Origin of the sequence: Roseburia yibonii, assembly GCF_014297335.1 — a bacterium.
GTDB classification, from domain to species: Bacteria; Bacillota; Clostridia; order Lachnospirales; family Lachnospiraceae; genus Roseburia_D; species Roseburia_D yibonii.
In genome coordinates, this window is record NZ_JACOQH010000007.1 from 109,166 (window position 1) to 132,413 (window position 23,248).

Genomic DNA, 23,248 nt, shown 5'->3' on the forward strand with positions numbered 1-23,248 from the left:
ATAGTGGAAAACGGGTTTTGCTTTGAAAAATCACTGTACAATCCCTGGGAAATTGATTATTATGGAAAGTAGAAGACAGTAAAGGGGAGAATCGCATGTTTGAACAGGATTATATTATGCGCCTGATCCATGAGATGGTGCGCACAGTTATGAAACTGGTATTCGGGCTGGACGAAGAAGAGGAAGAAGAATTGAGAGTGCTCGATACCATGTCAGCGGATAATGGAGAAAAATTGAACGAGCTGATCGACCTTGCAGACGAGGGAAAGATCAATGAAGCAGAGAACAGACTGTATGACCTGTTGGAGGACAAAGATCCGGATGCGCTCAAGATCGCGCTTGCATTTTACGATCATATGAACGGGTTCGATACAGAATTTTTAGATGAGGCAGACTATTCCAGAGAGGAGATCCGGGATGGGATCTGCGATGTGCTTAAGCGATTTGGCTATGGTGGAATGACCGGATTGTTTTTGCAGTAAAATGAAAGGATAAAGAAGGGATTTACATTGGAAAAAGGACAAAAGAGAATAACGATCGGAGTTCTCGCAGGCGGAATACTGGACGATTTTACGAAAGTCGTGAGCAGGGGAGTGCTCAGCGCGGCAAAGCGTCTGGGCGTGAACGTCGTGGTGCTCCCCGGAAAATATCTGGACCGGGATCTGTCGGACAACCGGGAACTTCGTTATGAATATCAGTACAATACCATATTTTCCTATGCGGAGAAAGAAAAGATAGACGCGCTTCTCGTGCTGGCGGGAAGCATCGGATACTGCGTTTCGACAGAGCGCATGAAAAAAATGCTCACAAGGTACAAAGTGCCATGTGTGCTGATCGCGTCACAGGTGGACGGATTTGTGGATGTCTCCTATGATAACTGCGCGGGGGTGCGTCAGGCACTGGAATATCTGATTAAAAGGGTAGGATGTAAGAAGATCGGAATGATCGGCGGAAACAGTACGAATCTGGATGCCGAAGAGCGCAAACAGACCTTTTTCGAGGTGCTGCGCGAATATGGACTGCCGCATGACGAGAATGTTTTTGTCGAGGGAACACTGACGAGAAAGAATCGGGAGATCGTTTCCGGTTTCCTGGAACGGGAACCGGATCTGGACGCGATCTTCTGCGTCAATGATGACACGGCGCTTGGACTGTACGAAGAGTTAAAGCGCAGAGGCATCCAGCCGGGCAAAGATATTTCGGTGATCGGATTTGATGATGTGGTTGCGGCAGCAAGGGCAAACCCGCCGATCGCGTCAGTCCGCGCGGACGGTGCCGTACTTGGAGAGAAAGCGCTTCGCATGGCACTTGCAATGTTGGGCGGGGAGAAAATAGAAAGCAAAAAGGTCCCGACACGCTTTATCCTGCGTGATTCCGTATGTCAGAGGGAAGAAGAGGGGATTTTCCAGGCGGATGGCGCAAGGGAGTTTTTTGCGCTGGACAATATTTTCCGGGATATATTCTGGCGTTCTGAGGATCGTGATGATGTGGGACGCATGGAGCAGATAAAAGAGACCATGTATGCGCTTGGCGGATATCTGGAGCGGCAGATTTCCGAGAAAAAATTTTTCGCAGAAGAAAACGGCATGCAGGTGTATATCGATCGTTTGTTAAATCTTGGAACGATGGCGGATGCCGATGTCGAAAATATGCTCGGGATCATGAAGAGAATAGAAACGGTATTAAAAGCGTGGATCAGAGACGGAGAACATCTGTATGCGATGGAAAAAGAGTTTTCGCTGGCTTACTGGAAGATCATCCGGGCGATGGATTACGAAAACGGCAGACAGCGGGAGGAGCAGCAGACGTACAATTATTCCATGAAGCTTTTCGTGCGGGATATGCTTGAGTTTGAAAACGGAAATGACCAGAGCTACTCTCTGATCTTAAACAACCTGGAATGGCTCCATATCGAGCACGCGTTTCTCTATGCGTTTGGGGAGCCGCAGATCCATCTGTTCCGGGAGGAATTTGAGGCACCGGATCATCTTTATCTGAAAGCGGCAAAATGCGGGAATGATGTTTTTGCAGTGCCGTTTACCGAGCAGAAGACGGCAGTGGAGGATATGTTATGTAACCCATATATCCAGACCGATAAAAAATATTCCTTTGTGCAGATACCGCTTTTTTATAATGAAAGTCTCTACGGTGTCCTGCTCTGTGATCTGACGAACGAGATCTTCGAAAACGGGGAATTTCTTGTAAACCAGATGAGTTCCGCGATGCGGATCATCAAACTCTTAAAGGTCAACGAAACGATCCAGCAGCAGTTGGAGGAGAGTTTTGAGGCAATGCGTGAGAACAACGTTGTTCTCGATACGCTGTCGAAATCGGATGGTCTTACGATGACATTAAACCGGCGCGGCTTTTACCAGGAAGCGGAAAAAATGCTGACAGAGGCGCGGGAAAGCAGAAAACCGCTTTTGGTGCTGTACGCGGACATGAACAACTTAAAGATCATCAACGACAGATACGGACATGAAAACGGAGATTTTTCCTTAAAGATGATCGGCAGACTGCTTGCGGAGCAGATCGGGGAAAAAGGCGTGGCAGGACGTATCGGCGGAGATGAATTTGCCGGGATGTTATATTATGATGAGCCAGATGGCGGAAAAAGTTTCCTGCGGGCACTGCGTCAGGCATTTGAGCGTGAGAACAAAAACAGTGATAAGCCATACAATGTGACGGTTTCCGCCGGCGCGGTGAGGATCGATCCGGAAGAAGAAATGACGCTTGAGGAAGCACTCGCAAAGGCGGATCAGAAGTTATACATTGCAAAACAGCATCGTAAGAAAGAAGTTGCGAAATAATAAAGATAAAAAAAGATAGAAAAGGAATGACAGGAGTAAAAGAATGGCAGAAGAGATGAATTATCCGGGGATGGGAACGCAGATCCCGGCAAAAAAAGAAAGATCGGGGATCAGTGGAAGTACCCTAAAGATCATTGCGATCGTTACCATGCTCATTGACCACATCGGTGCGTCGGTACTCGGGAGACTGCTTCAGACACACGGGATTAATGAACTGAATGTGGCAGATATATCGGCGCTCACACAGTGGATGGCTGATAATTCGGTATTGTTCTGGAGTTATACCATCATGCGGATGATCGGGCGCGTGGCGTTTCCGATCTTCTGCTTTTTGCTGATCCAGGGATTTTTACATACCCATGACGTAAAAAAATACGCGGCGCGGCTGTTTGCGTTCGCACTGATCTCGGAACTGCCCTTTGATCTGGCATTTAAGGGAAAGATAGATTTTTCCTATCAGAATGTATTCTTTACACTGTTTATCGGTCTTATGACGATGATCGCGTTCCGTTGGATCGAGGAGCATACGGACTGGAGCGGATGGCAGCGCGTGATCCTTTATATCGCGGCGCTTGTGTGCGGGATCGTGGTGGCGGAGCTGCTGCAGACGGATTACGCGGGAAAGGGCGTGGTCTGCATTATGGCGCTTTATATTTTTAGGAAAACAAAGGTGCAGCAGATCATTGCCGGCTGCGTGGCATTTTGCTGGGAGCTTACAGCACCGATTGCATTTTTGCCGATTGCATTCTATAATGGAAAGCGTGGATTAAAGATTAAATATTTCTTTTATGCATTCTATCCGGTGCATCTGCTCATACTGTATCTGGTCGTTTGCCTGATGGGTATGGGAAATATGCCGGCAATGTAAGGAAATGAAATACAGACGGAATGGAGACGATGGACATGAAAAAGACGATTCTTACCATTGGAAGACAGTATGGAAGTGGCGGCCGTGAAATCGGACAGAAGATTGCCGAGAAGCTGGGATATCCGCTTTATGATAAGGAAAAACTGCTGGAAATTGCGAAAAAAGACGGCAGTTTTGATGAGGTGAGATCTTTCTATCAGGAAAAACCGGTGGACAGTCTGCTGTACGCGATCGCGATGAGCACGCTCACACAGGGCATGGAGAGAAAGCCGTTTCAGGAGATCAAAAAGATCATTGAGCAGGAGCCGTGTATCCTGATCGGACGCTGTGGAAACTATATCACGAAGGACAGAACAGATACCCTGCGTGTGTTCATCCATGCGGATGATAAATTCCGCGCGGAGCGTGTGGCGAAGGAAAACGGGATCACGGAAGAAAAGGCGGCAAAAAAGATCGTTGAGACAGATAAGGCGAGAGCTTCCTTTTACCGTTTCTATACCAACGGGGAATGGGATCAGGCATCTGGCTATGATCTTGTGTTAAACAGCAGCATGTTCGGAATTGACCAGTGCGTGGATATGATCATAAAAAGTATGGATCGATAAAAGAAAAAAGCTGTGAAAGATGAAACATCATTTTTCGCAGCTTTTTTTGATGGCATTTTACTTTTCCCATCGTCCCGATGCGCCGCACGGGAGCACCAGACCGGTTGCGGAAACCGGAAGCCCGATCTCCTCCGCATGGACAGTTCCACCGAAATCTTTTAACGCAGTTCCAAGCATATAGGAGAGCACGGCAGGCTGAAGCCCGGTCGTGTAGGAACTGATTAGGAAGAACAGCGGGTCGTCCGAGAGCAGCTTCGCACAGAGCTTGATCAGCGGGTAGACACAGTCCTCGATCTTCCAGATCTCTCCCTTGGTGCCTCTGCCGTAAGAAGGCGGATCCATGATGATCGCGTCATAGTGGTTTCCGCGGCGGATCTCGCGCTCTACGAATTTGACGCAGTCATCTACGATCCAGCGGATCGGCGCGTCGGAAAGACCGGAGGATGCCGCGTTTTCCTTTGCCCAGGTGACCATGCCCTTTGAGGCGTCAACGTGTGTCACGCTCGCACCGGCAGCGGCAGCGGCGACCGTAGCGCCTCCGGTGTAGGCGAACAGGTTTAAGACCTTGACCGGACGGTGCGCGTTTTTGATCTTTCCGGAGCACCAGTCCCAGTTGACCGCCTGTTCCGGAAACAGTCCGGTATGCTTGAAGCTGAATGGCTTTAACTGGAACGTCAGATTTTTGTACTGGATGCTCCACTGCTCCGGCAGATCGAAAAACTCCCATTCACCGCCGCCTTTTTTACTGCGGTGGTAATGCGCGTTCATCTTCTTCCAACAGCGGTTGTTCTTGGGCGTGTCCCAGATGACCTGCGGATCCGGGCGCACCAGGATATAATTTCCCCAGCGTTCCGCCTTTTCTCCTTTTGAACAGTCTATTACTTCATAATCTTTCCATTGATCTGCAATCCACATGTTAAAATCCTCTTCCTACCTAATTATATATGAAGTTATTATATCGACCGCGCGCGCCAGCGTCAATATCTTTCCGTTTCTTTCCCGGATGAAGTGTGTTATAATTACGGCATTATACATGAGGAGGAGAGAAAATGAGTACATCAGCGCTCGTGGTCAATATCGCAGTGAGCGTCTTAAGCGGGGCACCGGAACAGAAGATCATTCAGGAATTTGAAGAGGCAAACAACATGCGTGAGCTGTTTTTTAGGGCGGGAACCGGAAAAATCCCGCCCTTTTGCATGAAAAACCGGAAAAAATAGATTGTACCGGAAAAAATACAATTTCTTTGAAAAAAGTGTTGCAAAGCCGGAGGATATCCTGTATACTAGCAAGTGCTGTGACATGATAGCGTTGAAGCGCGAGGTTGCTGCCTGATATGGCAGGTTTTCCGTGGAGCGAATGTCAAGTTAGGAAACTGGCGACAAGTCACTGTACGAATCAAAGATGTCTACGAAAGGTAGAAACAACGTGTGTAAATCCGTAGGACACACACGGAGAAGTGTACAGTCACCGCTTGTCGTACTGAAGTAAAAGTGCGAAAAGGAGGCGACTTTTTTTATGGCAAGTCAAGTAATGAGAATCACGCTCAAAGCTTATGACCACGAATTAGTGGATTCATCAGCAAAAAAAATCATCGAGACTGTAAAGAAAAACGGATCACAGGTGAGTGGACCAGTACCACTTCCGACTAAGAAAGAAGTAGTTACGATTCTTAGAGCAGTACACAAGTACAAAGATTCCAGAGAGCAGTTCGAGCAGAGAACTCATAAGAGACTTATCGATATCATTGCACCGACACAGAAAACTGTAGATGCATTATCCAGACTGGAAATGCCGGCTGGTGTTTACATTGATATCAAAATGAAAGAAAAGTAAGAAAGTCAAAAATGGCAACAATCCTGAAGGGTTAATATAGAAGCAACACAACATTCTGTAAGGAATCAACATATTCGCGCTCACGCGAATTCATAGTGTTCCACTTATATGACTGTTCTAGGATGAACATGGCGTACCGGGGCTTCCCGGAGCAATACAAAGTGTTCCGCTGTAGAGAAAACAGGAGGTAAAAAGAATGAAGAAAGCTATCTTAGCTACAAAAGTCGGAATGACTCAGATCTTCAATGCAGATGGAGTTATGGTTCCGGTAACTGTATTACAGGCTGGTCCGTGTGTAGTAACACAGATCAAAACCGTTGAAAACGATGGTTACAGCGCTGTACAGGTTGGTTTCGTTGATAAGAAAGAAAAAGTTGTCAACAAAGATGCCAACGGCAAAAAAGAAATCAGAAACAGACATGGTGTAAACAAAGCTGAAATGGGACATTTCGCTAAAGCCGGTGTTTCTGGAAAGAGATATGTAAGAGAGTTCAAATTTGAGAACGCAGCAGATTACAATCTTGCAGATGAGATCAAAGCAGACATCTTCGCAGAAGGCGATAAGATCGACGCAACTGCAATCTCAAAAGGTAAAGGATTCCAGGGCGCTATTAAGAGACTTGGACAGCACAGAGGACCGATGGCTCATGGTTCCAAATTCCATCGTCATCAGGGTTCCAATGGTTCCTGCTCCACACCGAGCCGTGTGTTCAAAGGAAAAGGAATGCCGGGTCACATGGGAAGCGTAAAGGTTACAGTTCAGAATCTTGAAATCGTAAGAGTAGATGCTGAAAACAACCTGATCTTAGTAAAGGGCGCTGTACCAGGACCGAAGAAGTCTTTAGTAACAGTAAAAGAAAGCGTTAAAGTCGCTAATTAGTGCTTGATAGGAAAGGAGGAACTTACAGATGGCTAAAGTATCTGTTTATAATATGGAAGGCAAAGAAGTAGGCAGTATGGAATTAAACGATGCTGTATTCGGTGTTGAAGTAAACGAACATCTGGTACACATGGCAGTAGTTCAGCAGCTTGCAAATAATCGTCAGGGAACACAGAAAGCAAAAACACGTTCTGAAGTTCGCGGCGGCGGTAGAAAACCATGGAGACAGAAAGGAACCGGTCATGCAAGACAGGGTTCAACAAGAGCTCCGCAGTGGACTGGCGGTGGCGTAGTATTCGCTCCGACTCCGAGAGATTATTCTTTCAAAATGAACCGCAAAGAGAAGAGAGCAGCTCTTAAATCTGCACTCACATCAAGAGTTCAGGAAAACAAACTTATCGTTGTAGATGAGTTAAAGTTCGACGAGATCAAGACAAAGAAATTTGCTGAGGTTTTAAAGAACTTAAATCTTGACAAAGCACTCGTAGTATTAAACGAGAACGATGAAAAAGTTGTAATGTCCGCAAAGAACATTCCGACTGTAAAGACAACTCAGATCAATACGATCAACGTATATGATGTGCTGAAATACAACACGGTAGTACTTACCAAGGCTGCCGCAGAATCCATCGAGGAGGTGTATGCATAATGGCAAACATTCAGTATTATGATGTAATCCTCAAACCGGTAGTAACCGAGAAGAGTATGTCTGCTATGGCTGAAAAGAAATATACATTTTTCGTTCATCCGGAAGCAAACAAGACCATGATCAAAGAAGCAGTTGAAAAAATGTTCGAAGGAGCAAAAGTTGCCAGCGTAAACACCATGAACATGGATGGAAAGAAAAAAAGACGCGGCATGAAAGTTGGAAAGACTGCTAAGACAAAGAAAGCAATCGTTCAGCTTACCGCAGACAGCGCTGATATCGAAATCTTCGCTGGACTGTAAAATCAGATCCTTTAAAATCATGTACAGAAAAGTACGACAATAAATCACAAGTGAGTGCCGGGGAAACGCCTTTGGGCGTGGAACGCAGGCATGAGTATTGAAAGGAGAAACGAAATGGGAATTAAGACATATAACCCATATACACCTTCCAGAAGAAATATGACTGGCTCTGATTTCTCTGAAATCACAAAGAAGACACCGGAGAAGTCACTCGTTGTTTCTTTAAAGAAGAACGCTGGTCGTAACAATCAGGGTAAAATCACAGTTAGACACCACGGTGGTGGAAACAGACAGAAATACAGAATCATTGATTTCAAGAGAAACAGCAAGGATGGAATCCCTGCAAAAGTTATTGGTATCGAATACGATCCGAACAGAACAGCAAACATCGCTCTGATCTGCTACGCAGACGGACAGAAATCTTATATCCTTGCTCCGGCAGGACTTACAGATGGCATGACTGTTATGAGTGGTGCAGAAGCAGAAGTTAGAGTTGGTAACTGCTTACCGCTTGAAAACATTCCGGTTGGTACACAGGTACACAACATTGAATTATATGTAGGCAAGGGTGGACAGCTTGTTCGTTCCGCTGGTATGAGCGCACAGCTCATGGCAAAAGAAGGAAAATACGCAACATTAAGACTTCCGTCAGGAGAAATGCGTATGGTTCCGCTTGGATGCAGAGCTACCATCGGTGTAATCGGAAATGGTGATCACAACCTCATTAATCTTGGTAAAGCCGGACGTAAACGTCACATGGGTATCAGACCTACTGTTCGTGGTTCCGTTATGAACCCGAATGACCATCCGCACGGTGGTGGTGAAGGAAAAGCACCTGTTGGACGCCCGGGCCCATGCACACCTTGGGGTAAACCTGCTCTTGGTCTTAAGACTCGTAAGAAGAAAAAAGCTTCTAACAAGATGATCGTAAGAAGAAGAGACGGTAGAGCTATCAAATAATTAGGAGGAAAGACAATGGCAAGATCACTGAAAAAAGGACCTTTTGCAGATGCAAGCTTACTGAAGAAAGTAGACGCTATGAACGCAAAGGGCGATAAATCTGTTATTAAAACATGGTCACGTCGTTCTACAATTTTCCCATCCTTTGTTGGACATACAATTGCAGTTCACGATGGCAGAAAACATGTTCCGGTATATGTTACCGAAGATATGGTCGGACACAAACTCGGTGAGTTCGTAGCAACCAGAACTTACAGAGGCCATGGAAAAGACGAAAAGAAATCAGGCGTTAGATAAACAGTATTTTTGAAAGGAGGTTTCCGTCATGGCAAAAGGACATAGATCCCAGATTAAGAGAGAAAGAAATGCAGTAAAAGATACAAGACCTTCAGCAAAATTATCCTTTGCAAGAATGTCAGTTCAGAAAGCTTGCTTCGTATTAGATGCGATCCGCGGCAAAGACGTTGAGACAGCATTAGGAATTGTTACTTACAATCCGAGATACGCTTCAAGCGTTGTTGAAAAATTATTAAAATCTGCAGTTGCAAACGCTGAAAACAACAACGGAATGAATGCAGAGAACCTTTATGTAGCAGAGTGCTATGCAAACAAAGGACCTACAATGAAACGAGTTAGACCGAGAGCACAGGGTAGAGCTTACAGAATCGAAAAGAGAATGAGCCACATCACAATCGTGCTTGATGAGAGATAAGGAGGGCAAACATGGGACAGAAAGTGAATCCTCATGGCTTAAGAGTCGGCGTTATCAAAGATTGGGACTCTAAGTGGTACGCAGAGGGAGACTTTGCAGATCTGCTGGTCGAAGACCACAAAATCAGAACATTTCTTAAGAAAAAATTATACAGCGCAGGTGTTTCTAAAATCGAGATCGAAAGAGCATCTGACCGCGTTAAGGTTATTCTTTACACAGCAAAGCCGGGTGTTGTAATCGGAAAAGGCGGAGCTGAGATCGAAAAAGTAAAGGCTGAACTTCAGCAGTTTACCGACAAGAAGCTTGTCGTAGATATCAAAGAAGTAAAGAGACCGGATAAAGATGCACAGTTAGTAGCTGAGAACATCGCATTACAGTTGGAAAACCGTATTTCTTTCCGTAGAGCAATGAAGTCCTGCATGCAGAGAAGTATGAAGTCTGGCGCTCTTGGAATCAAGACCTGCTGTTCCGGACGTTTGGGCGGAGCTGATATGGCTCGTACCGAATTCTACAGTGACGGAACTATCCCGCTTCAGACCATTCGTGCAGACATCGATTACGGATTCGCAGAAGCAGATACAACTTACGGCAAAGTAGGCGTAAAAGTATGGATTTATAAAGGAGAAGTACTTCCGACGAAAGGAAATAAGGAAGGGAGCGATAAATAATGTTAATACCTAAGAAAGTAAAACATCGTACGCAGTTCCGTGGCTCCATGGCCGGAAAAGCAATGAGAGGTAATAAGATTACCAACGGTTCCTATGGTATCGTAGCAATGGAACCATGCTGGATCAAATCAAACCAGATCGAAGCTGCCCGTATAGCGATGACTCGTTATATCAAACGTGGTGGTAAAGTATGGATCAAAATTTTCCCTGACAAACCGGTTTCCCACAAGCCTTTAGGAGTTCGTATGGGTAAAGGAAAGGGTGCTTTAGAGTACTGGGTAGCTGTTGTTAAGCCAGGACGTGTATTATTTGAAATCTCTGACGTGCCAGACGACATTGCGAAGGAAGCATTACGTCTTGCTACACATAAATTACCTTGTAAATGTAAAGTAGTTTCACGTGCAGACTTAGAAGGCGGTGAATCAAATGAAAACTAGTAAATATTTAGAAGAATTAAAATCACAGTCCGCTGCAGATTTAAAGATGCAGTTAGTAGACGCAAAGAAAGAACTTTTCAATTTGAGATTCCAGAATGCTACGAATCAGTTAGATAACACGAGCAGAATCAAGGAAGTAAGAAAGAATATTGCCAGAATCCAGACGATCATCACGGAAAAGGCAAACGCTGCGGAATAAAAAGCGCAGGCATAACATTTTCCCATAAATCCAGAAAGGAGAACAATCGTGGAAGAAAGAAATCTTAGAAAAACACGTGTTGGTGTTGTTGTAAGTGATAAAATGGATAAGACTATCGTTGTTGCTGTAAAAGATAACGTAAGACATTCCTTATACAACAAGATCGTTAAAAGAACTTATAAATTAAAAGCTCATGATGAAAACAACGAGTGCAAAATCGGTGATACAGTCAGAGTTATGGAAACAAGACCTCTCTCAAAAGATAAGAGATGGAGACTTGTAGAAATCGTGGAAAGAGCAAAATAATTGAAGGAGGCTTACCGGTATGGTACAACAGGAAACCAGACTGAAGGTCGCTGATAACACCGGAGCAAAAGAATTATTATGCATTCGTGTTATGGGCGGATCAACCAGAAGATATGCAAATATTGGTGATATCATTACTGCTACTGTTAAAGATGCAACACCAGGCGGCGTTGTTAAAAAAGGCGATGTCGTAAAAGCAGTAGTTGTTCGTACAGTGAAAGGTGCACGTCGTAAAGATGGTTCTTATATCAAATTTGACGAAAATGCTGCCGTTATTATTAAAGATGACAAAACTCCAAGAGGAACCCGTATCTTTGGACCAGTAGCAAGAGAGCTTCGTGACAAACAGTTTATGAAAATTGTTTCTTTAGCTCCGGAAGTTTTATAGGAGGTATTAAAGATGGCATCTATGAAGATTAAAAAAGGCGATACCGTTAAGGTTATCGCTGGTAGAGATAAAGACAAAGAAGGCAAGGTCATCGCCGTAAACAAAAAAGAAGGCACTCTCCTTGTTGAAGGTGTCAACATGATTACAAAGCATGCTAAGCCGAGCATGACCAATCAGCAGGGCGGTATCATCCAGCAGGAAGGACCGATCGATGCTTCTAACGTAATGTATCTTCACAAAGGAAAAGCTACCAGAGTCGGATTTAAGATGGATGGAGACAAGAAGGTACGTTTCGCGAAATCAACAGGCGATGTAATTGATTAATTTTGGAGAGGAGGTCCAGACAGTTGAATAGACTGAAAGAACAGTATCAGAACGAAATCGTTGATGCATTAATTAAAAAATTCGGATATAAAAATAAAATGGAAGTGCCAAAGCTCGATAAGATCGTTATCAACATGGGTATTGGTGAAGCGAAAGAAAATGCAAAAGTGCTGGAAGCTGCTATGAACGACATGCAGACCATCGCAGGTCAGAAGCCGATCATCACAAAAGCAAAGAACTCTATCGCAAACTTCAAGTTAAGAGAAGGAATGCCGATCGGATGCAAGGTTACATTAAGAGGAGAAAAGATGTATGATTTCCTTGATCGTCTTGTAAACCTGGCACTGCCGCGTGTGCGTGACTTTAGAGGTATCAACCCGAATTCCTTCGACGGAAGAGGAAACTACGCTCTGGGTATCAAAGAGCAGATCATCTTCCCGGAAATCGAGTTCGACAAGGTTGATAAGGTAAGAGGTATGGACGTAATTTTCGTTACTACCGCAAAGACTGACGAAGAAGCACGCGAATTATTGACACAGTTCAATATGCCATTCGCTAAATAAGATTAGGAGGGAATTCAAATGGCAAAAACTTCAATGAAGATTAAACAGCAGCGTAAACCGAAATTCTCTACTAGAGCATATACACGTTGCAGAATTTGTGGCCGTCCACATTCCGTATTAAGAAAATATGGTATTTGCAGAGTATGCTTCCGTGAAATGGCATACAAGGGTGAAATCCCGGGCGTTAAGAAAGCAAGCTGGTAGGCCGTAGACACTGAAAAAGAGAGCAAAGCCGTTGGCTGCGCTTTCATTGGTGCGAGGTCGTTCTGTGCGATTTGTGAGATCCGGTCCGTATCCGGCACAGGTTGCACTTATCGAACAGAACATCCTTTAGGCACTGCCGTTATATGAGTAGATTTAATATAAGCAAGGAGGAAATACACGTCATGACTATGAGTGATCCAATCGCAGATATGCTTACAAGAATCCGTAATGCAAATACTGCTAAACATGATACAGTAGATGTTCCGTCATCTAAGATGAAAGTCGCTATTGCAGATATCCTGGAAAAAGAAGGATATATCACAAAGTACGAGATCGTGGAAGACGGTAACTTCAAGACCATCCGTATCACCTTAAAGTATGGTGCGGACAAGAACGAGAAGATTATCACCGGAATTAAGAGAATTTCCAAACCGGGTCTTCGCGCATACGTTGGAAAAGACGATATCCCGAAGGTACTTGGTGGCCTTGGAATCGCAATCCTTTCCACAAACCAGGGAATCATCACTGACAAGGAAGCAAGAAAGCTTCAGGTTGGTGGAGAAGTTCTTGCGTTCGTCTGGTAGTCATAAGACACTGAGCGGACAGAGAAGTTTCGTTACTGGGCGCATGGGTGTCCGGTAAGAAACAAGATCAATCATCCAAAAGTATAAACCAGTCTTATGGCTGGACATACAATAAATGAAACAATGCGGTGATGGCGCAAGCCATTCAACACAAACAATAGGAGGTACGGGCATGTCACGTATAGGAAGAATGCCAATCGCAATTCCGGACGGAGTAACCGTTACAATTGCAGAAAATAATCATGTGACTGTAAAAGGTCCTAAGGGAACTCTGGAGAGAACTCTCCCAGCAGAAATGGAAATTAAATTAGAAGGTTCTGAAGTTGTTGTTACCAGACCAAATGATTTAAAGAAAATGAAATCCTTACATGGTTTAACAAGAACATTAATTCATAACATGGTAGTTGGTGTTACGGATGGTTTCACAAAGGAACTCGAAGTAAACGGTGTAGGTTACAGAGCTTCCAAAGCTGGTAAGAAACTTACATTAAACCTTGGATATTCTCATCCGGTAGAGATGGAAGATCCGGAAGGTCTTGAGTCCAAAGTAGACGGTAACAAGATTATCATCTCAGGTATCGATAAAGAAAAAGTTGGCCAGTACGCAGCGGAAATCAGAGATAAGAGAAGACCGGAACCTTACAAGGGCAAGGGTATCAAATATGCTGATGAAGTTATTAGACGTAAAGTTGGTAAGACTGGTAAGAAATAATTAAAGGAGTGAGACAAGAATGGTTAGTAAGAAATCAAGAACAGTAGTTCGTGAAAATAAGCATAGAAGAATGCGTAATACTCTTTCTGGTACAGCTGAAAGACCACGTCTTGCAGTATTCAGAAGCAATAATCATATGTACGCTCAGATTATTGACGATACAGTTGGAAATACCCTGGTAGCAGCTTCTACATTAGACAAAGATGTAAAGGCAGCATGCGAGAAGACTAATAACGTAGATGCAGCAGCACAGGTTGGTACTGCAATCGCGAAAAAAGCTCTGGAAAAAGGTATTAAGACTGTTGTCTTCGACAGAGGCGGTTTCTTATATGCAGGAAAAGTAAAGGCATTAGCCGACGCAGCACGCGAAGCTGGATTAGAATTCTAGGAATCCGTAACAGGATTCTCCAATATTTAAGGAGGAAACGAATTACATGAAACGTACAATCATTGATGCTAGTCAATTAGAATTAAACGAAAAAGTGGTATCAATCAAACGTGTAACAAAGGTTGTTAAAGGCGGACGTAATATGCGTTTCACAGCTCTTGTCGTTGTTGGTGATGGCAATGGTCACGTGGGCGCGGGCTTAGGTAAAGCTACCGAGATCCCGGAAGCTATCCGTAAAGGAAAAGAAGACGCAATTAAGAAACTTATTACCGTGAAATTAGATGAAAATAACAGTATTACTCATGACATCATGGGTAAACACACCGGTGCTTCCGTATTATTAAAGAGAGCTCCGGAAGGTACCGGTATCATCGCTGGTGGTCCTGCACGTAACGTTTGTGAGTTAGCAGGCATCAAGAACATCCGTACCAAATCTTTAGGATCAAACAATAAGCAGAACGTAGTATTAGCTACCATCGATGCTTTAGCTCAGTTGAAGTCCCCGGAAGAAGTAGCGAAACTTCGCGGTAAATCCGTAGAAGAAGTAGTGGGTTAAGGAGGAACTTAAAATGGCAGAGAAAATGTTAAAAGTAACACTTGTTAGATCAACAATCGGTGCTGTTCCAAAGAACAAAAAGACTATTGAAGCTCTTGGCTTAAAGAAAGTCAACAAGTCGGTTGAATTACCGGACAACGCTGCAACACAGGGTATGCTTCGTATGGTTGCACCTTACGTAAAAGTAGAAGAAGTCTAAGAATCAGATAAGGAGGGACCAAAATGGACTTATCCAATTTAAGACCTGCAGAAGGTTCAGTTCAGAGTGATAATTTCAGAAGAGGCCGTGGACACGGTTCAGGAAATGGAAAAACAGCTGGTAAGGGACATAAGGGACAGAAGGCTCGTTCCGGAGCTCCGAGACCGGGATTTGAAGGTGGACAGATGCCTTTATACAGAAGATTGCCTAAGAGAGGTTTCACTTGCAGAAACTCCAAGACAATCATCGGCATCAACATGTCTGCACTTGAAGTATTCGACAATGATGCTGTTGTTACAGTAGATACACTGATCGAAAAAGGTATCGTAAAGAACCCGAGAGATGGCGTTAAGATTCTCGGTGGCGGCGAACTTACCAAAAAACTCACCGTACAGGTAAATGCTTTCAGCGAAAGCGCAAAAGAAAAGATTGAGGCACTTGGTGGAAAAGCAGAGGTGATCTAATGTTCGAGACAGTCAAAAATGCATTTAAAATTAAAGATATTAGACATAGAATCATTTTTACATTTTTTATGCTGATTGTCATTAGAATCGGATCCCAATTACCTATTCCGGGTGTAGATCAAAATGTGTTTGCACAGTGGTTTTCAAATCAGAACAGTGACGCATTTAGTTTTTTTGATGCGGTGACCGGTGGTTCATTTTTGCAGATGTCGGTATTTGCGCTGAACATTACACCGTACATCACATCTTCCATCATCATGCAGCTGCTCACGATTGCAATTCCGAAATTAGAGGAAATGCAGCGTGACGGCGAGGATGGCCGGAAGAAAATCGTTGAGATAACTCGTTATCTTACAATTGCACTTGCACTGATTGAATCCATTGCTATGGCAGTCGGATTTGGAAAGAACGGTTATTTGACAGCGTTTAATGCAATGAATGTATTTATGGTAATTGTTACTTTGACTGCAGGTTCGGCTGTGCTTATGTGGATTGGCGAGCGGATTACAGAGAAGGGTGTTGGAAATGGTATCTCGATCGTACTTACCATCAACATCATCTCCCGTATTCCGAGCGACTTTGCCTCGTTGTTCGAGCAGTTCGTGTCAGGCAAGACAGTTGCCAAGGGAGTTCTGGCAGTTGTAATCATACTGGCGGTTATCTTGCTTACAGTTGTATTCGTAGTTCTTCTCCAGGGTGCTGAGAGAAGAATTCCGGTACAGTACTCCAAGAAGATCCAGGGAAGAAGACAGGTTGGCGGTCAGTCAACCCATATTCCGCTCAAGGTCAACACCGGCGGCGTTATCCCGGTAATCTTCGCACAGTCTCTGATGCAGTTCCCGGTCGTTATCGCTTCCCTTCTGGGAAAAGGAAACGGCACCGGAATCGGCAGCAAGATCTTAAAGGGACTGTCCCAGTCAAACTGGTGTGACCGGAATGAACCGATCTACAGTATTGGTCTGGTCGTATATATCATTTTAATCATTGCGTTTGCATACTTCTATACGTCGATTACATTCAATCCGCTTGAAGTTGCGAATAATATGAAGAAAGCCGGTGGTTTTATTCCGGGCATCCGTCCAGGAAAGCCAACCAGTGACTATTTAACAAAAATCTTGAATTACATCATTTTTATAGGTGCTGCAGGATTAACGGTCGTTGCGGTACTGCCGATCTTCTTCAGCGGTATCTTTAACGCGAACGTATCCTTCGGCGGAACTTCCATCATCATCATTGTTGGTGTTGTAATCGAGACGATCAAACAGATCGAATCCCAGATGCTGGTTCGTTACTATAAAGGATTTTTGAATGACTAATGTGTGCCTGTCCGGATGCGGCGAATGCTGTATCCGGATGTGGGACACTAAAGTTGTTTTTAGAGAAAAACAGGTTTATTGTGAAAATGAGGAGGCTCTTCATATATGAAGATAATTATGTTAGGCGCCCCAGGTGCCGGAAAAGGAACACAGGCGAAACAGATAGCAGACAAATATAAGATTCCGCATATTTCAACCGGAGATATCTTCCGCGCGAACATCAAGAACAATACGGAACTTGGACAGAAAGCAAAACAGTACATGGATCAGGGACTTCTGGTTCCGGATGAACTGACCTGCGATCTGGTTATGGACAGAATTAAACAGGATGACTGCAAGAACGGCTTCATACTTGACGGATTTCCAAGAACGATTCCGCAGGCAGAGGCACTCGATGCGGCGCTTGATAAAATAAATGAAAAGATGGATTATGCCATCAATGTGGATGTTCCGGATGAGAACATCGTAAATCGTATGGGAGGCAGAAGATGCTGCTTGAACTGCGGCGCTACATACCATGTGGTTACGATCCCGACCAAGGTAGAGGGAATCTGTGACCGGTGTGGAAGTCCGGTTGTATTAAGAGATGATGACAAGCCGGAAACCGTACAGAAGCGTCTGACGGTTTATCATGACCAGACACAGCCGCTCATCGATTATTATGAGAAACAGAGTATCTTAAAGACTGTGGATGGAACCAAGTCCATGGAAGCTGTATTTGACGACATTACAGCAATTTTGGGAGCATAACATATGTCAGTAAGGGTAAAATCTGCCGATGAAATCGCGCTGATGCGTGCAGCCGGTAAAATTCTCGCAAAAGTACATCAGGATCTGGGGCATGCCTTAAAACCGGGAATGTCAACCAAAGAGATCGACCGGCTCGGAGAGGAAATGATCCGGAGTTATGGATGTATTCCTTCCTTTTTAAACTATGAAGGATATCCGGCTTCGGTATGTGTTTCGGTAAACGATGAGGTGGTACACGGGATTCCGAGAAAAAATCATCTGATACAGGAGGGCGACATTGTAAGCCTTGACATCGGACTGATCTACAAAGGATATCATTCGGACGCGGCGCGCACACACGGTGTGGGAGAGATCAGCAAAGAGGCGGCTCTCTTAATAGAAAGAACCAGACAGAGCTTTTTTGCTGGAATGAAGTTTGCCAAAGATGGAAATCACCTGAATGATATATCGGGAGCGATTGGTGATTATGCAGAAAGTTTTGGTTACGGCGTGGTATACGATCTGGTTGGACACGGCATTGGAACCCATTTGCATGAGGAACCGGAAATACCCAATTTCCGAACACGCAGACATGGGCTGAAATTAAGATCAGGAATGACCTTTGCCATAGAGCCGATGATCAATGCCGGAGAGCCGGAGGTCACATGGATGGATGATGAGTGGACGGTCGTTACCGAGGATGGTTCCCTGTCTGCCCATTATGAAAATACGATCGTCATCACAGATGGAAAACCGGAGATTCTGACGCTGACCGAAGAGGAAGCGGCTGCCGGGATCTGGGTGAACGAGTGATTCCGGAGGAAAGCCATGACAGTCAGATTCGCGAAAGTAAAAGCCGGTCATGATAAAGATCATGTTTATCTGGTGATCGGGGAAGACGAAAATAAGGTTTTCCTTGTGAATGGAACTACGAAAAAAATGCAGAATCCGAAAAAAAAGTCCAGACAACATATTCAGATTATCAAAAATCTACCGAAGAATATAACAGGGCATTTTTTGGATGAGGCTGACTGGTCGGATGAGACCGTAAAATGTGCATTGAACGAATATGCAGCTTCTATTAATAAGTAGAAGGATCAGCAATATAACCGAAAAGAAATAATCAGGAGGATTTGTTTTAAAATGTCAAAAGCAGATGTAATCGAAGTAGAAGGAACCGTTATTGAAAAGTTACCGAATGCGATGTTTCAGGTAGAACTGGAAAATGGCCATCAGGTACTTGCCCATATCAGCGGAAAGCTGCGTATGAATTTCATCCGTATCTTACCGGGTGATAAAGTAACCATTGAAATGTCCCCATATGATCTGACCAAGGGAAGAATCATCTGGAGAGACAAATAAATCAGAAAAAAAGCGTGGAAAAACGTCTTGCTTTTTTGTGGGACGTATGCTAAAATGCTAATTGACGCTTTTTAGAAAGCCTGAGAATCCCATGTGAAATGGGGAAGACAGGGCATTTATAGAAAGGAGGACTTTGCTGTGAAGGTAAGATCATCAGTTAAACCGATTTGCGAAAAATGCAAAGTTATCAAGAGAAAGGGAAGCATCAGAATTATCTGTGAGAACCCGAAGCATAAACAGAGACAGGGTTAATTTCCATCTGTTTAGCAAATTCATTATGTGCGGCTGTCAGTGAATGTATTCACTGATTCATAATAAAAACTGGAAACACGCGGATGCGTGTTCCCTCTTTTCTGTTGTCTTTTGATACCGAGAGGACGGCAGAGTTTGTTATATTTATCAATTACCAAGGATGGGCAGGTGTATGCACACATTTCAGGCCGGGAAACCGGAGCTGCATGGGTTTGCCAGATTCCTTAAAACAACTAAGAAATCTTTATGGAGGTGTAAACACACATGGCTCGTATCGCAGGTGTAGATTTACCAAGAGAAAAACGTGTTGAGATCGGTCTGACTTATATCTACGGAATCGGAAGAGTAAGTTCTAACCGCATCCTTGCTGAAGCAAAAGTAGATCCAAATACTCGTTGTAAGGATTTGACAGACGATGAAGTAAAGAGAATCAGCGCTGTCATCGATGAATCCCAGACAGTAGAAGGTGATTTAAGAAGAGAAATCGCTCTTAATATTAAGAGATTACAGGAAATCGGATGCTATCGTGGTATCCGTCACAGAAAAGGACTTCCGGTTCGTGGTCAGAAGACAAAGACCAATGCAAGAACAAGAAAAGGTCCGAAGAGAACAGTTGCAAACAAGAAGAAATAAGGATTAAATACTTGCAACAGGCAAATTATTTAGAAAAGAAAGTAGGTTAGTTTAGATATGGCTAATAAAGTTACAAAAAAAGTGACAAAAAAGCGTGTAAAGAAAAACGTTGAACACGGACAGGCACATATTCAGTCATCTTTCAACAATACGATCGTAACACTTACAGATGCTGAAGGAAACGCTTTATCATGGGCAAGTGCTGGTGGTCTCGGATTTAGAGGTTCAAAGAAATCTACTCCATATGCTGCACAGATGGCAGCTGAAACTGCTACAAAAGCAGCTTTAATTCATGGTTTAAAAACAGTTGACGTTATGGTTAAAGGACCAGGTTCAGGTAGAGAAGCAGCAATTCGTGCGCTTCAGGCCTGCGGACTCGAAGTCGTTTCCATCAGAGACGTAACTCCGGTACCTCACAATGGATGTCGTCCACCAAAACGCAGAAGAGTCTAATTAGGAGGTATGATTTAAGATGGCAGTTAATAAAGTTCCTGTTCTGAAAAGATGCAGATCTCTTGGTTTAGAGCCAAGTTATTTAGGATATGATAAAAAATCCAATAGAGAATTAAAAAGAGCAAATAAGAAGATGTCTGAGTACGCACTTCAGCTCAGAGAGAAACAGAAAGCAAAATTCATCTATGGTGTGCTGGAAAAACCTTTCCACAACTATTATGAAAAAGCTGATATGATGAAGGGAATGACAGGTACAAACCTGATGACGATCTTAGAGAGCAGACTGGATAACGTAATCTTCCGTCTGGGCTTCGCAAGAACAAGAAAAGAAGCAAGACAGATCGTAGATCACAAGTTCGTAACTGTAAACGGAAAGAAAGTTAACATTCCTTCTTACTTAGTAAAAGCTGGCGATGTGATCGAAATCGACGAGAAACACAAAAACAGCCAGAGAATGAAAGACGTTGTAGAAGTTGCCGGTGGCAGATTAGTACCGGAATGGCTTGACGTTGATACTGAGAAGTTACAGGGAACTGTGAAGGAATTACCTTCCAGAGAAATGATCGATGTACCGGTAGACGAAATGCTGATTGTCGAGTTATATTCAAAATAATAGCGCAGGATAATAGCATCAATTTTATATTGATGCTATTGTATGCATTGACACGATATATGTATGGATACCCGAAAAGAAGGAGGGACTTTAAGCGTGTTTGATTTTGAAAAACCTAAGATTGAAATTGCGGAAATTTCAGATGACAAAAGATACGGCAGATTTGTCGTAGAACCTTTGGAAAGAGGGTACGGCACAACACTTGGTAATTCTCTTAGAAGAATTATGCTTTCTTCCTTACCAGGTGCGGCAGTAAGTCAGGTAAAAATCGATGGCGTTTTACATGAATTCAGTTCCATTCCGGGCGTAAAGGAAGATGTAACTGAAATCATCATGAATATCAAAAACCTTGCGATCAAGAATGACAGCGCGACCAATGAGCCGAAAGCTGCTTATATTGAATTCGAAGGCGAAGGCGTTGTAACAGCTGCTGATATTCAGGTTGATCAGGATATTGAAATTTTGAATCCGGATCTGGTCATTGCGCATTTGAATGGTGGCGCAGATTCCAAGTTATATATGGAACTCACCATTACAAAGGGCAGAGGCTATGTAAATGCGGAGAAGAATAAGAGCGGTGATCTGCCGATCGGCGTGATCGCGGTTGACTCAATTTACACACCGGTTGAGCGTGTAAATCTTACGATTGAAAACACCCGTGTTGGTCAGATCACAGATTATGACAAACTGACACTGGATGTATTCACCAATGGCACACTGGCTCCGGACGAAGCAGTCAGTCTTGCAGCTAAGGTATTAAGTGAGCACCTGAGTCTCTTTATCAATCTGTCAGAAGTTGCACAGCAGACAGATGTTATGGTAGAGAAGGAAGACAATGCACAGGCGAAAGTTCTTGAAATGAACATTGATGAACTGGAATTGTCCGTTCGTTCTTACAACTGCCTGAAGAGAGCAGGTATCAATACGGTGGAGGAACTTACGAACCGTACACCGGAAGATATGATGAAAGTTCGTAACCTTGGACGTAAGTCATTGGAAGAAGTTTTAGCGAAGTTGAAAGAGCTTGGTCTTCAGTTAAATCAGGGAGACGAATAAGGCATACGCAGTAAGTCCGATTGGCATGCAGGTGTCAGCTCATGCGTGGGTGAACAAATTAAAAAATTGCATTCGGTAAGTAAGACCAAAGGGCGTGGCCGGATGTTCCACAATGGAGGATTATAAAAATGGCAAAGTATAGAAAATTAGGAAGAACATCAGATCAGAGAAAAGCATTGATCAGAGGTCAGGTAACAGCATTATTATATAATGGTAAGATCGTTACCACAGAAGCAAAGGCTAAGGAAATCCGTAAGGTAGCGGAAGGTCTGATCGCACTTGCAGTAAAAGAAAAAGACAACTTTGAAGAAGTAACTGTAAAAGCAAAAGTTGCCCGCAAAGACAAAGATGGCAAGAGAGTCAAAGAAGTTGTAGACGGAAAGAAAGTTACCGTATACGATGAAGTTGAAAAGACCATCAAGAAAGATAAGCCGTCCCGTCTTCATGCAAGAAGAGAAATGTTAAAGGTTCTTTATCCGGTAAAGGAAGTTCCGGCAGAAGCTGCAGGAAAGAAGAAGAACACAAAGCAGGTTGATTTACCGGCTAAATTATTTGATGAAATCGCTCCGAAGTACGCAGATCGTAACGGTGGTTACACCAGAATCGTTAAGATCGGTCAGCGTAAAGGTGACGGTGCATTAGAAGTTCTGCTTGAGTTAGTATAATTGATAAAATAACAAAAAAGAAAGGATATTTTCGGAAGACCGGATGGCCAACCGAGAATATCCTTTTTTTTTGCTTTGACGATCGTTCATCAGCGGGCAGCGGAACCCTTGTCCGGCGTCCAGGTATCGGTCAGGATGTCCACACTCGTTTTATCCTCTTTGTAGAGGGCAAGCAGGGTTTCCCAGAGCGTGTGGATCTTTGCGGTCAGAACAGCATTTGCGGAAACGCTGTAAGGCGCCAGCGCATTTACATCAAACAGACGCATGGATACCGGCGGAAGAAAGACAAGGTTTAAGGAGCGCGTTTTGTCACCGCAGGTCTCGATGTCCTCATAGGTGATCATAACAAAATCCTCGCCCCGGTAGTTGCAGGAAAAGGCAACGTAGCATTCGTCCATGATCCATTCCTTTTTGTCTTCCTTTACCACGATCTTTTTATCCCGGTCTTCGTATTCGGAAGTTTCAATTTCCAGACGCCATTTCAGATGTCCGGCTTTGGTATCTTTTAACATATCATCTAATTTTGCATTTAATGCTTCAGGACTCATCATATTGTAAAAT

General features: G+C 43.8%; 39 protein-coding genes. 37 read left to right on the forward strand and 2 right to left on the reverse strand.

Translation table 11 applies throughout. From position 1 onward, the window contains the following. Positions 1–95 precede the first annotated feature (95 nt). The 4 genes from H8Z76_RS10265 to H8Z76_RS10280 are packed head-to-tail and all read left to right on the forward strand — an operon-like array spanning position 96 to position 4,283. Positions 96–482: a DUF6483 family protein gene (locus tag H8Z76_RS10265; RefSeq protein WP_022514901.1), complete on the forward strand. Its 387-nt coding sequence runs from the start codon at positions 96–98 to the stop codon at positions 480–482. A 27-nt stretch (positions 483–509) separates the two neighbouring features. Beyond that, entirely contained in the window at positions 510–2,810 is a 2,301-nt protein-coding gene (locus H8Z76_RS10270) for a GGDEF domain-containing protein (protein WP_186982442.1), read from the forward strand. 43 nt (positions 2,811–2,853) lie between these two features. After that, positions 2,854–3,678 carry a TraX family protein gene (locus H8Z76_RS10275; RefSeq protein WP_243240531.1) on the forward strand — a complete coding sequence of 275 codons (825 nt, stop codon included), beginning with the start codon at positions 2,854–2,856 and terminating at the stop codon, positions 3,676–3,678. Between the two features lie 35 nt (positions 3,679–3,713). Then, positions 3,714–4,283, forward strand: a complete 570-nt coding sequence (locus tag H8Z76_RS10280; RefSeq protein WP_022514898.1) for a cytidylate kinase-like family protein — start codon at positions 3,714–3,716, stop codon at positions 4,281–4,283. A gap of 57 nt (positions 4,284–4,340) precedes the next feature. On the opposite strand, the gene H8Z76_RS10285 is transcribed toward H8Z76_RS10280, so the two are convergent. After that, positions 4,341–5,198 (reverse strand): class I SAM-dependent methyltransferase, encoded by an 858-nt coding sequence (locus H8Z76_RS10285; RefSeq protein ID WP_147619062.1) that lies wholly within the window; start codon positions 5,196–5,198, stop codon positions 4,341–4,343. 134 nt (positions 5,199–5,332) lie between these two features. Here H8Z76_RS10285 and H8Z76_RS10290 point away from each other — a divergent pair, with 134 nt between their 5' ends. The 33 genes from H8Z76_RS10290 (at position 5,333) to H8Z76_RS10450 (ending at position 22,687) form a co-directional block, all read left to right on the forward strand. Further along, the gene (locus H8Z76_RS10290; protein WP_186982443.1) at positions 5,333–5,500 is read left to right on the forward strand and encodes a hypothetical protein; all 168 of its coding nucleotides are present in this window, start codon (positions 5,333–5,335) and stop codon (positions 5,498–5,500) included. A gap of 298 nt (positions 5,501–5,798) precedes the next feature. Then, positions 5,799–6,116: a 30S ribosomal protein S10 gene (rpsJ, locus tag H8Z76_RS10295; RefSeq protein WP_022514257.1), complete on the forward strand. Its 318-nt coding sequence runs from the start codon at positions 5,799–5,801 to the stop codon at positions 6,114–6,116. Between the two features lie 196 nt (positions 6,117–6,312). Then, positions 6,313–6,996: a 50S ribosomal protein L3 gene (rplC, locus tag H8Z76_RS10300; RefSeq protein WP_022514256.1), complete on the forward strand. Its 684-nt coding sequence runs from the start codon at positions 6,313–6,315 to the stop codon at positions 6,994–6,996. 28 nt (positions 6,997–7,024) lie between these two features. Next, complete coding sequence (rplD, locus tag H8Z76_RS10305; RefSeq protein WP_022514255.1) at positions 7,025–7,645, forward strand: 50S ribosomal protein L4; 621 nt, start codon at positions 7,025–7,027, stop codon at positions 7,643–7,645. Next, positions 7,645–7,944: a 50S ribosomal protein L23 gene (gene rplW, locus H8Z76_RS10310; protein ID WP_022514254.1), complete on the forward strand. Its 300-nt coding sequence runs from the start codon at positions 7,645–7,647 to the stop codon at positions 7,942–7,944. The genes rplD and rplW overlap by 1 nt, the downstream gene beginning before the upstream one ends. A 114-nt stretch (positions 7,945–8,058) precedes the next feature. After that, positions 8,059–8,904 (forward strand): 50S ribosomal protein L2, encoded by an 846-nt coding sequence (gene rplB, locus H8Z76_RS10315; protein WP_147619063.1) that lies wholly within the window; start codon positions 8,059–8,061, stop codon positions 8,902–8,904. Positions 8,905–8,919: 15 nt separating this feature from the next. Then, entirely contained in the window at positions 8,920–9,201 is a 282-nt protein-coding gene (gene rpsS, locus H8Z76_RS10320) for a 30S ribosomal protein S19 (protein ID WP_022514250.1), read from the forward strand. A 28-nt stretch (positions 9,202–9,229) separates the two neighbouring features. Then, a complete protein-coding gene (gene rplV / locus H8Z76_RS10325; RefSeq protein WP_022514251.1) occupies positions 9,230–9,616 on the forward strand; it encodes a 50S ribosomal protein L22 in 387 nt (128 codons plus the stop codon). An 11-nt stretch (positions 9,617–9,627) separates the two neighbouring features. Continuing rightward, the gene (rpsC, locus tag H8Z76_RS10330) at positions 9,628–10,284 is read left to right on the forward strand and encodes a 30S ribosomal protein S3 (RefSeq protein ID WP_022514252.1); all 657 of its coding nucleotides are present in this window, start codon (positions 9,628–9,630) and stop codon (positions 10,282–10,284) included. Next, positions 10,284–10,721, forward strand: a complete 438-nt coding sequence (gene rplP, locus H8Z76_RS10335) for a 50S ribosomal protein L16 (RefSeq protein ID WP_147619064.1) — start codon at positions 10,284–10,286, stop codon at positions 10,719–10,721. Before rpsC ends, rplP begins: the two co-directional genes overlap by 1 nt. Continuing rightward, on the forward strand, positions 10,711–10,920 hold the full coding sequence (rpmC, locus tag H8Z76_RS10340; RefSeq protein WP_022514786.1) for a 50S ribosomal protein L29: 210 nt from the start codon (positions 10,711–10,713) through the stop codon (positions 10,918–10,920). Before rplP ends, rpmC begins: the two co-directional genes overlap by 11 nt. Before the next feature lie 48 nt (positions 10,921–10,968). Continuing rightward, positions 10,969–11,226: a 30S ribosomal protein S17 gene (gene rpsQ, locus H8Z76_RS10345; RefSeq protein WP_022514785.1), complete on the forward strand. Its 258-nt coding sequence runs from the start codon at positions 10,969–10,971 to the stop codon at positions 11,224–11,226. Positions 11,227–11,245: 19 nt separating this feature from the next. Then, on the forward strand, positions 11,246–11,614 hold the full coding sequence (gene rplN, locus H8Z76_RS10350) for a 50S ribosomal protein L14 (RefSeq protein ID WP_022514784.1): 369 nt from the start codon (positions 11,246–11,248) through the stop codon (positions 11,612–11,614). A 12-nt stretch (positions 11,615–11,626) separates the two neighbouring features. Further along, entirely contained in the window at positions 11,627–11,938 is a 312-nt protein-coding gene (gene rplX, locus H8Z76_RS10355) for a 50S ribosomal protein L24 (protein ID WP_022514783.1), read from the forward strand. Positions 11,939–11,961: 23 nt separating this feature from the next. Beyond that, positions 11,962–12,501 carry a 50S ribosomal protein L5 gene (gene rplE / locus H8Z76_RS10360; RefSeq protein ID WP_022514782.1) on the forward strand — a complete coding sequence of 180 codons (540 nt, stop codon included), beginning with the start codon at positions 11,962–11,964 and terminating at the stop codon, positions 12,499–12,501. 18 nt (positions 12,502–12,519) lie between these two features. Next, positions 12,520–12,705, forward strand: coding sequence for a type Z 30S ribosomal protein S14 (locus H8Z76_RS10365; protein WP_022514781.1), 186 nt, complete (start codon positions 12,520–12,522; stop codon positions 12,703–12,705). A 182-nt stretch (positions 12,706–12,887) separates the two neighbouring features. Then, complete coding sequence (gene rpsH / locus H8Z76_RS10370; protein ID WP_022514780.1) at positions 12,888–13,289, forward strand: 30S ribosomal protein S8; 402 nt, start codon at positions 12,888–12,890, stop codon at positions 13,287–13,289. Positions 13,290–13,461: 172 nt separating this feature from the next. Next, complete coding sequence (gene rplF, locus H8Z76_RS10375; protein ID WP_186982444.1) at positions 13,462–14,001, forward strand: 50S ribosomal protein L6; 540 nt, start codon at positions 13,462–13,464, stop codon at positions 13,999–14,001. 19 nt (positions 14,002–14,020) lie between these two features. Beyond that, positions 14,021–14,389 (forward strand): 50S ribosomal protein L18, encoded by a 369-nt coding sequence (gene rplR, locus H8Z76_RS10380; RefSeq protein ID WP_022514778.1) that lies wholly within the window; start codon positions 14,021–14,023, stop codon positions 14,387–14,389. 46 nt (positions 14,390–14,435) lie between these two features. After that, a complete protein-coding gene (rpsE, locus tag H8Z76_RS10385) occupies positions 14,436–14,945 on the forward strand; it encodes a 30S ribosomal protein S5 (protein WP_022514777.1) in 510 nt (169 codons plus the stop codon). A gap of 13 nt (positions 14,946–14,958) precedes the next feature. Then, positions 14,959–15,144 carry a 50S ribosomal protein L30 gene (gene rpmD / locus H8Z76_RS10390; protein WP_022514776.1) on the forward strand — a complete coding sequence of 62 codons (186 nt, stop codon included), beginning with the start codon at positions 14,959–14,961 and terminating at the stop codon, positions 15,142–15,144. 23 nt (positions 15,145–15,167) lie between these two features. Continuing rightward, positions 15,168–15,608, forward strand: a complete 441-nt coding sequence (gene rplO, locus H8Z76_RS10395) for a 50S ribosomal protein L15 (RefSeq protein WP_022514775.1) — start codon at positions 15,168–15,170, stop codon at positions 15,606–15,608. Beyond that, positions 15,608–16,924, forward strand: coding sequence for a preprotein translocase subunit SecY (gene secY, locus H8Z76_RS10400; RefSeq protein WP_022514774.1), 1,317 nt, complete (start codon positions 15,608–15,610; stop codon positions 16,922–16,924). The genes rplO and secY overlap by 1 nt, the downstream gene beginning before the upstream one ends. 105 nt (positions 16,925–17,029) lie before the next feature. After that, positions 17,030–17,674 (forward strand): adenylate kinase, encoded by a 645-nt coding sequence (locus H8Z76_RS10405; protein WP_022514773.1) that lies wholly within the window; start codon positions 17,030–17,032, stop codon positions 17,672–17,674. Positions 17,675–17,677: 3 nt separating this feature from the next. Then, positions 17,678–18,466 (forward strand): type I methionyl aminopeptidase, encoded by a 789-nt coding sequence (map, locus tag H8Z76_RS10410; RefSeq protein WP_186982445.1) that lies wholly within the window; start codon positions 17,678–17,680, stop codon positions 18,464–18,466. Between the two features lie 15 nt (positions 18,467–18,481). Further along, positions 18,482–18,745 (forward strand): KOW domain-containing RNA-binding protein, encoded by a 264-nt coding sequence (locus H8Z76_RS10415; protein WP_022514771.1) that lies wholly within the window; start codon positions 18,482–18,484, stop codon positions 18,743–18,745. A 51-nt stretch (positions 18,746–18,796) separates the two neighbouring features. Further along, positions 18,797–19,015: a translation initiation factor IF-1 gene (gene infA / locus H8Z76_RS10420; protein WP_022514770.1), complete on the forward strand. Its 219-nt coding sequence runs from the start codon at positions 18,797–18,799 to the stop codon at positions 19,013–19,015. Positions 19,016–19,153: 138 nt separating this feature from the next. Beyond that, entirely contained in the window at positions 19,154–19,267 is a 114-nt protein-coding gene (gene rpmJ / locus H8Z76_RS10425) for a 50S ribosomal protein L36 (protein WP_003022746.1), read from the forward strand. Positions 19,268–19,531: 264 nt separating this feature from the next. Continuing rightward, positions 19,532–19,900 carry a 30S ribosomal protein S13 gene (gene rpsM, locus H8Z76_RS10430; protein ID WP_022514769.1) on the forward strand — a complete coding sequence of 123 codons (369 nt, stop codon included), beginning with the start codon at positions 19,532–19,534 and terminating at the stop codon, positions 19,898–19,900. Positions 19,901–19,957: 57 nt separating this feature from the next. Continuing rightward, positions 19,958–20,353, forward strand: a complete 396-nt coding sequence (rpsK, locus tag H8Z76_RS10435; protein WP_147619068.1) for a 30S ribosomal protein S11 — start codon at positions 19,958–19,960, stop codon at positions 20,351–20,353. A 19-nt stretch (positions 20,354–20,372) separates the two neighbouring features. Beyond that, positions 20,373–20,966, forward strand: coding sequence for a 30S ribosomal protein S4 (gene rpsD, locus H8Z76_RS10440; RefSeq protein ID WP_022514767.1), 594 nt, complete (start codon positions 20,373–20,375; stop codon positions 20,964–20,966). Between the two features lie 96 nt (positions 20,967–21,062). After that, entirely contained in the window at positions 21,063–22,022 is a 960-nt protein-coding gene (locus tag H8Z76_RS10445; RefSeq protein WP_022514766.1) for a DNA-directed RNA polymerase subunit alpha, read from the forward strand. A gap of 128 nt (positions 22,023–22,150) precedes the next feature. Continuing rightward, on the forward strand, positions 22,151–22,687 hold the full coding sequence (locus tag H8Z76_RS10450) for a bL17 family ribosomal protein (RefSeq protein ID WP_022514765.1): 537 nt from the start codon (positions 22,151–22,153) through the stop codon (positions 22,685–22,687). An 89-nt stretch (positions 22,688–22,776) separates the two neighbouring features. Here the strand turns inward: H8Z76_RS10450 and H8Z76_RS10455 are convergent, their stop codons facing one another. Beyond that, a complete protein-coding gene (locus H8Z76_RS10455; RefSeq protein ID WP_022514764.1) occupies positions 22,777–23,238 on the reverse strand; it encodes a hypothetical protein in 462 nt (153 codons plus the stop codon). Positions 23,239–23,248 lie beyond the last annotated feature (10 nt).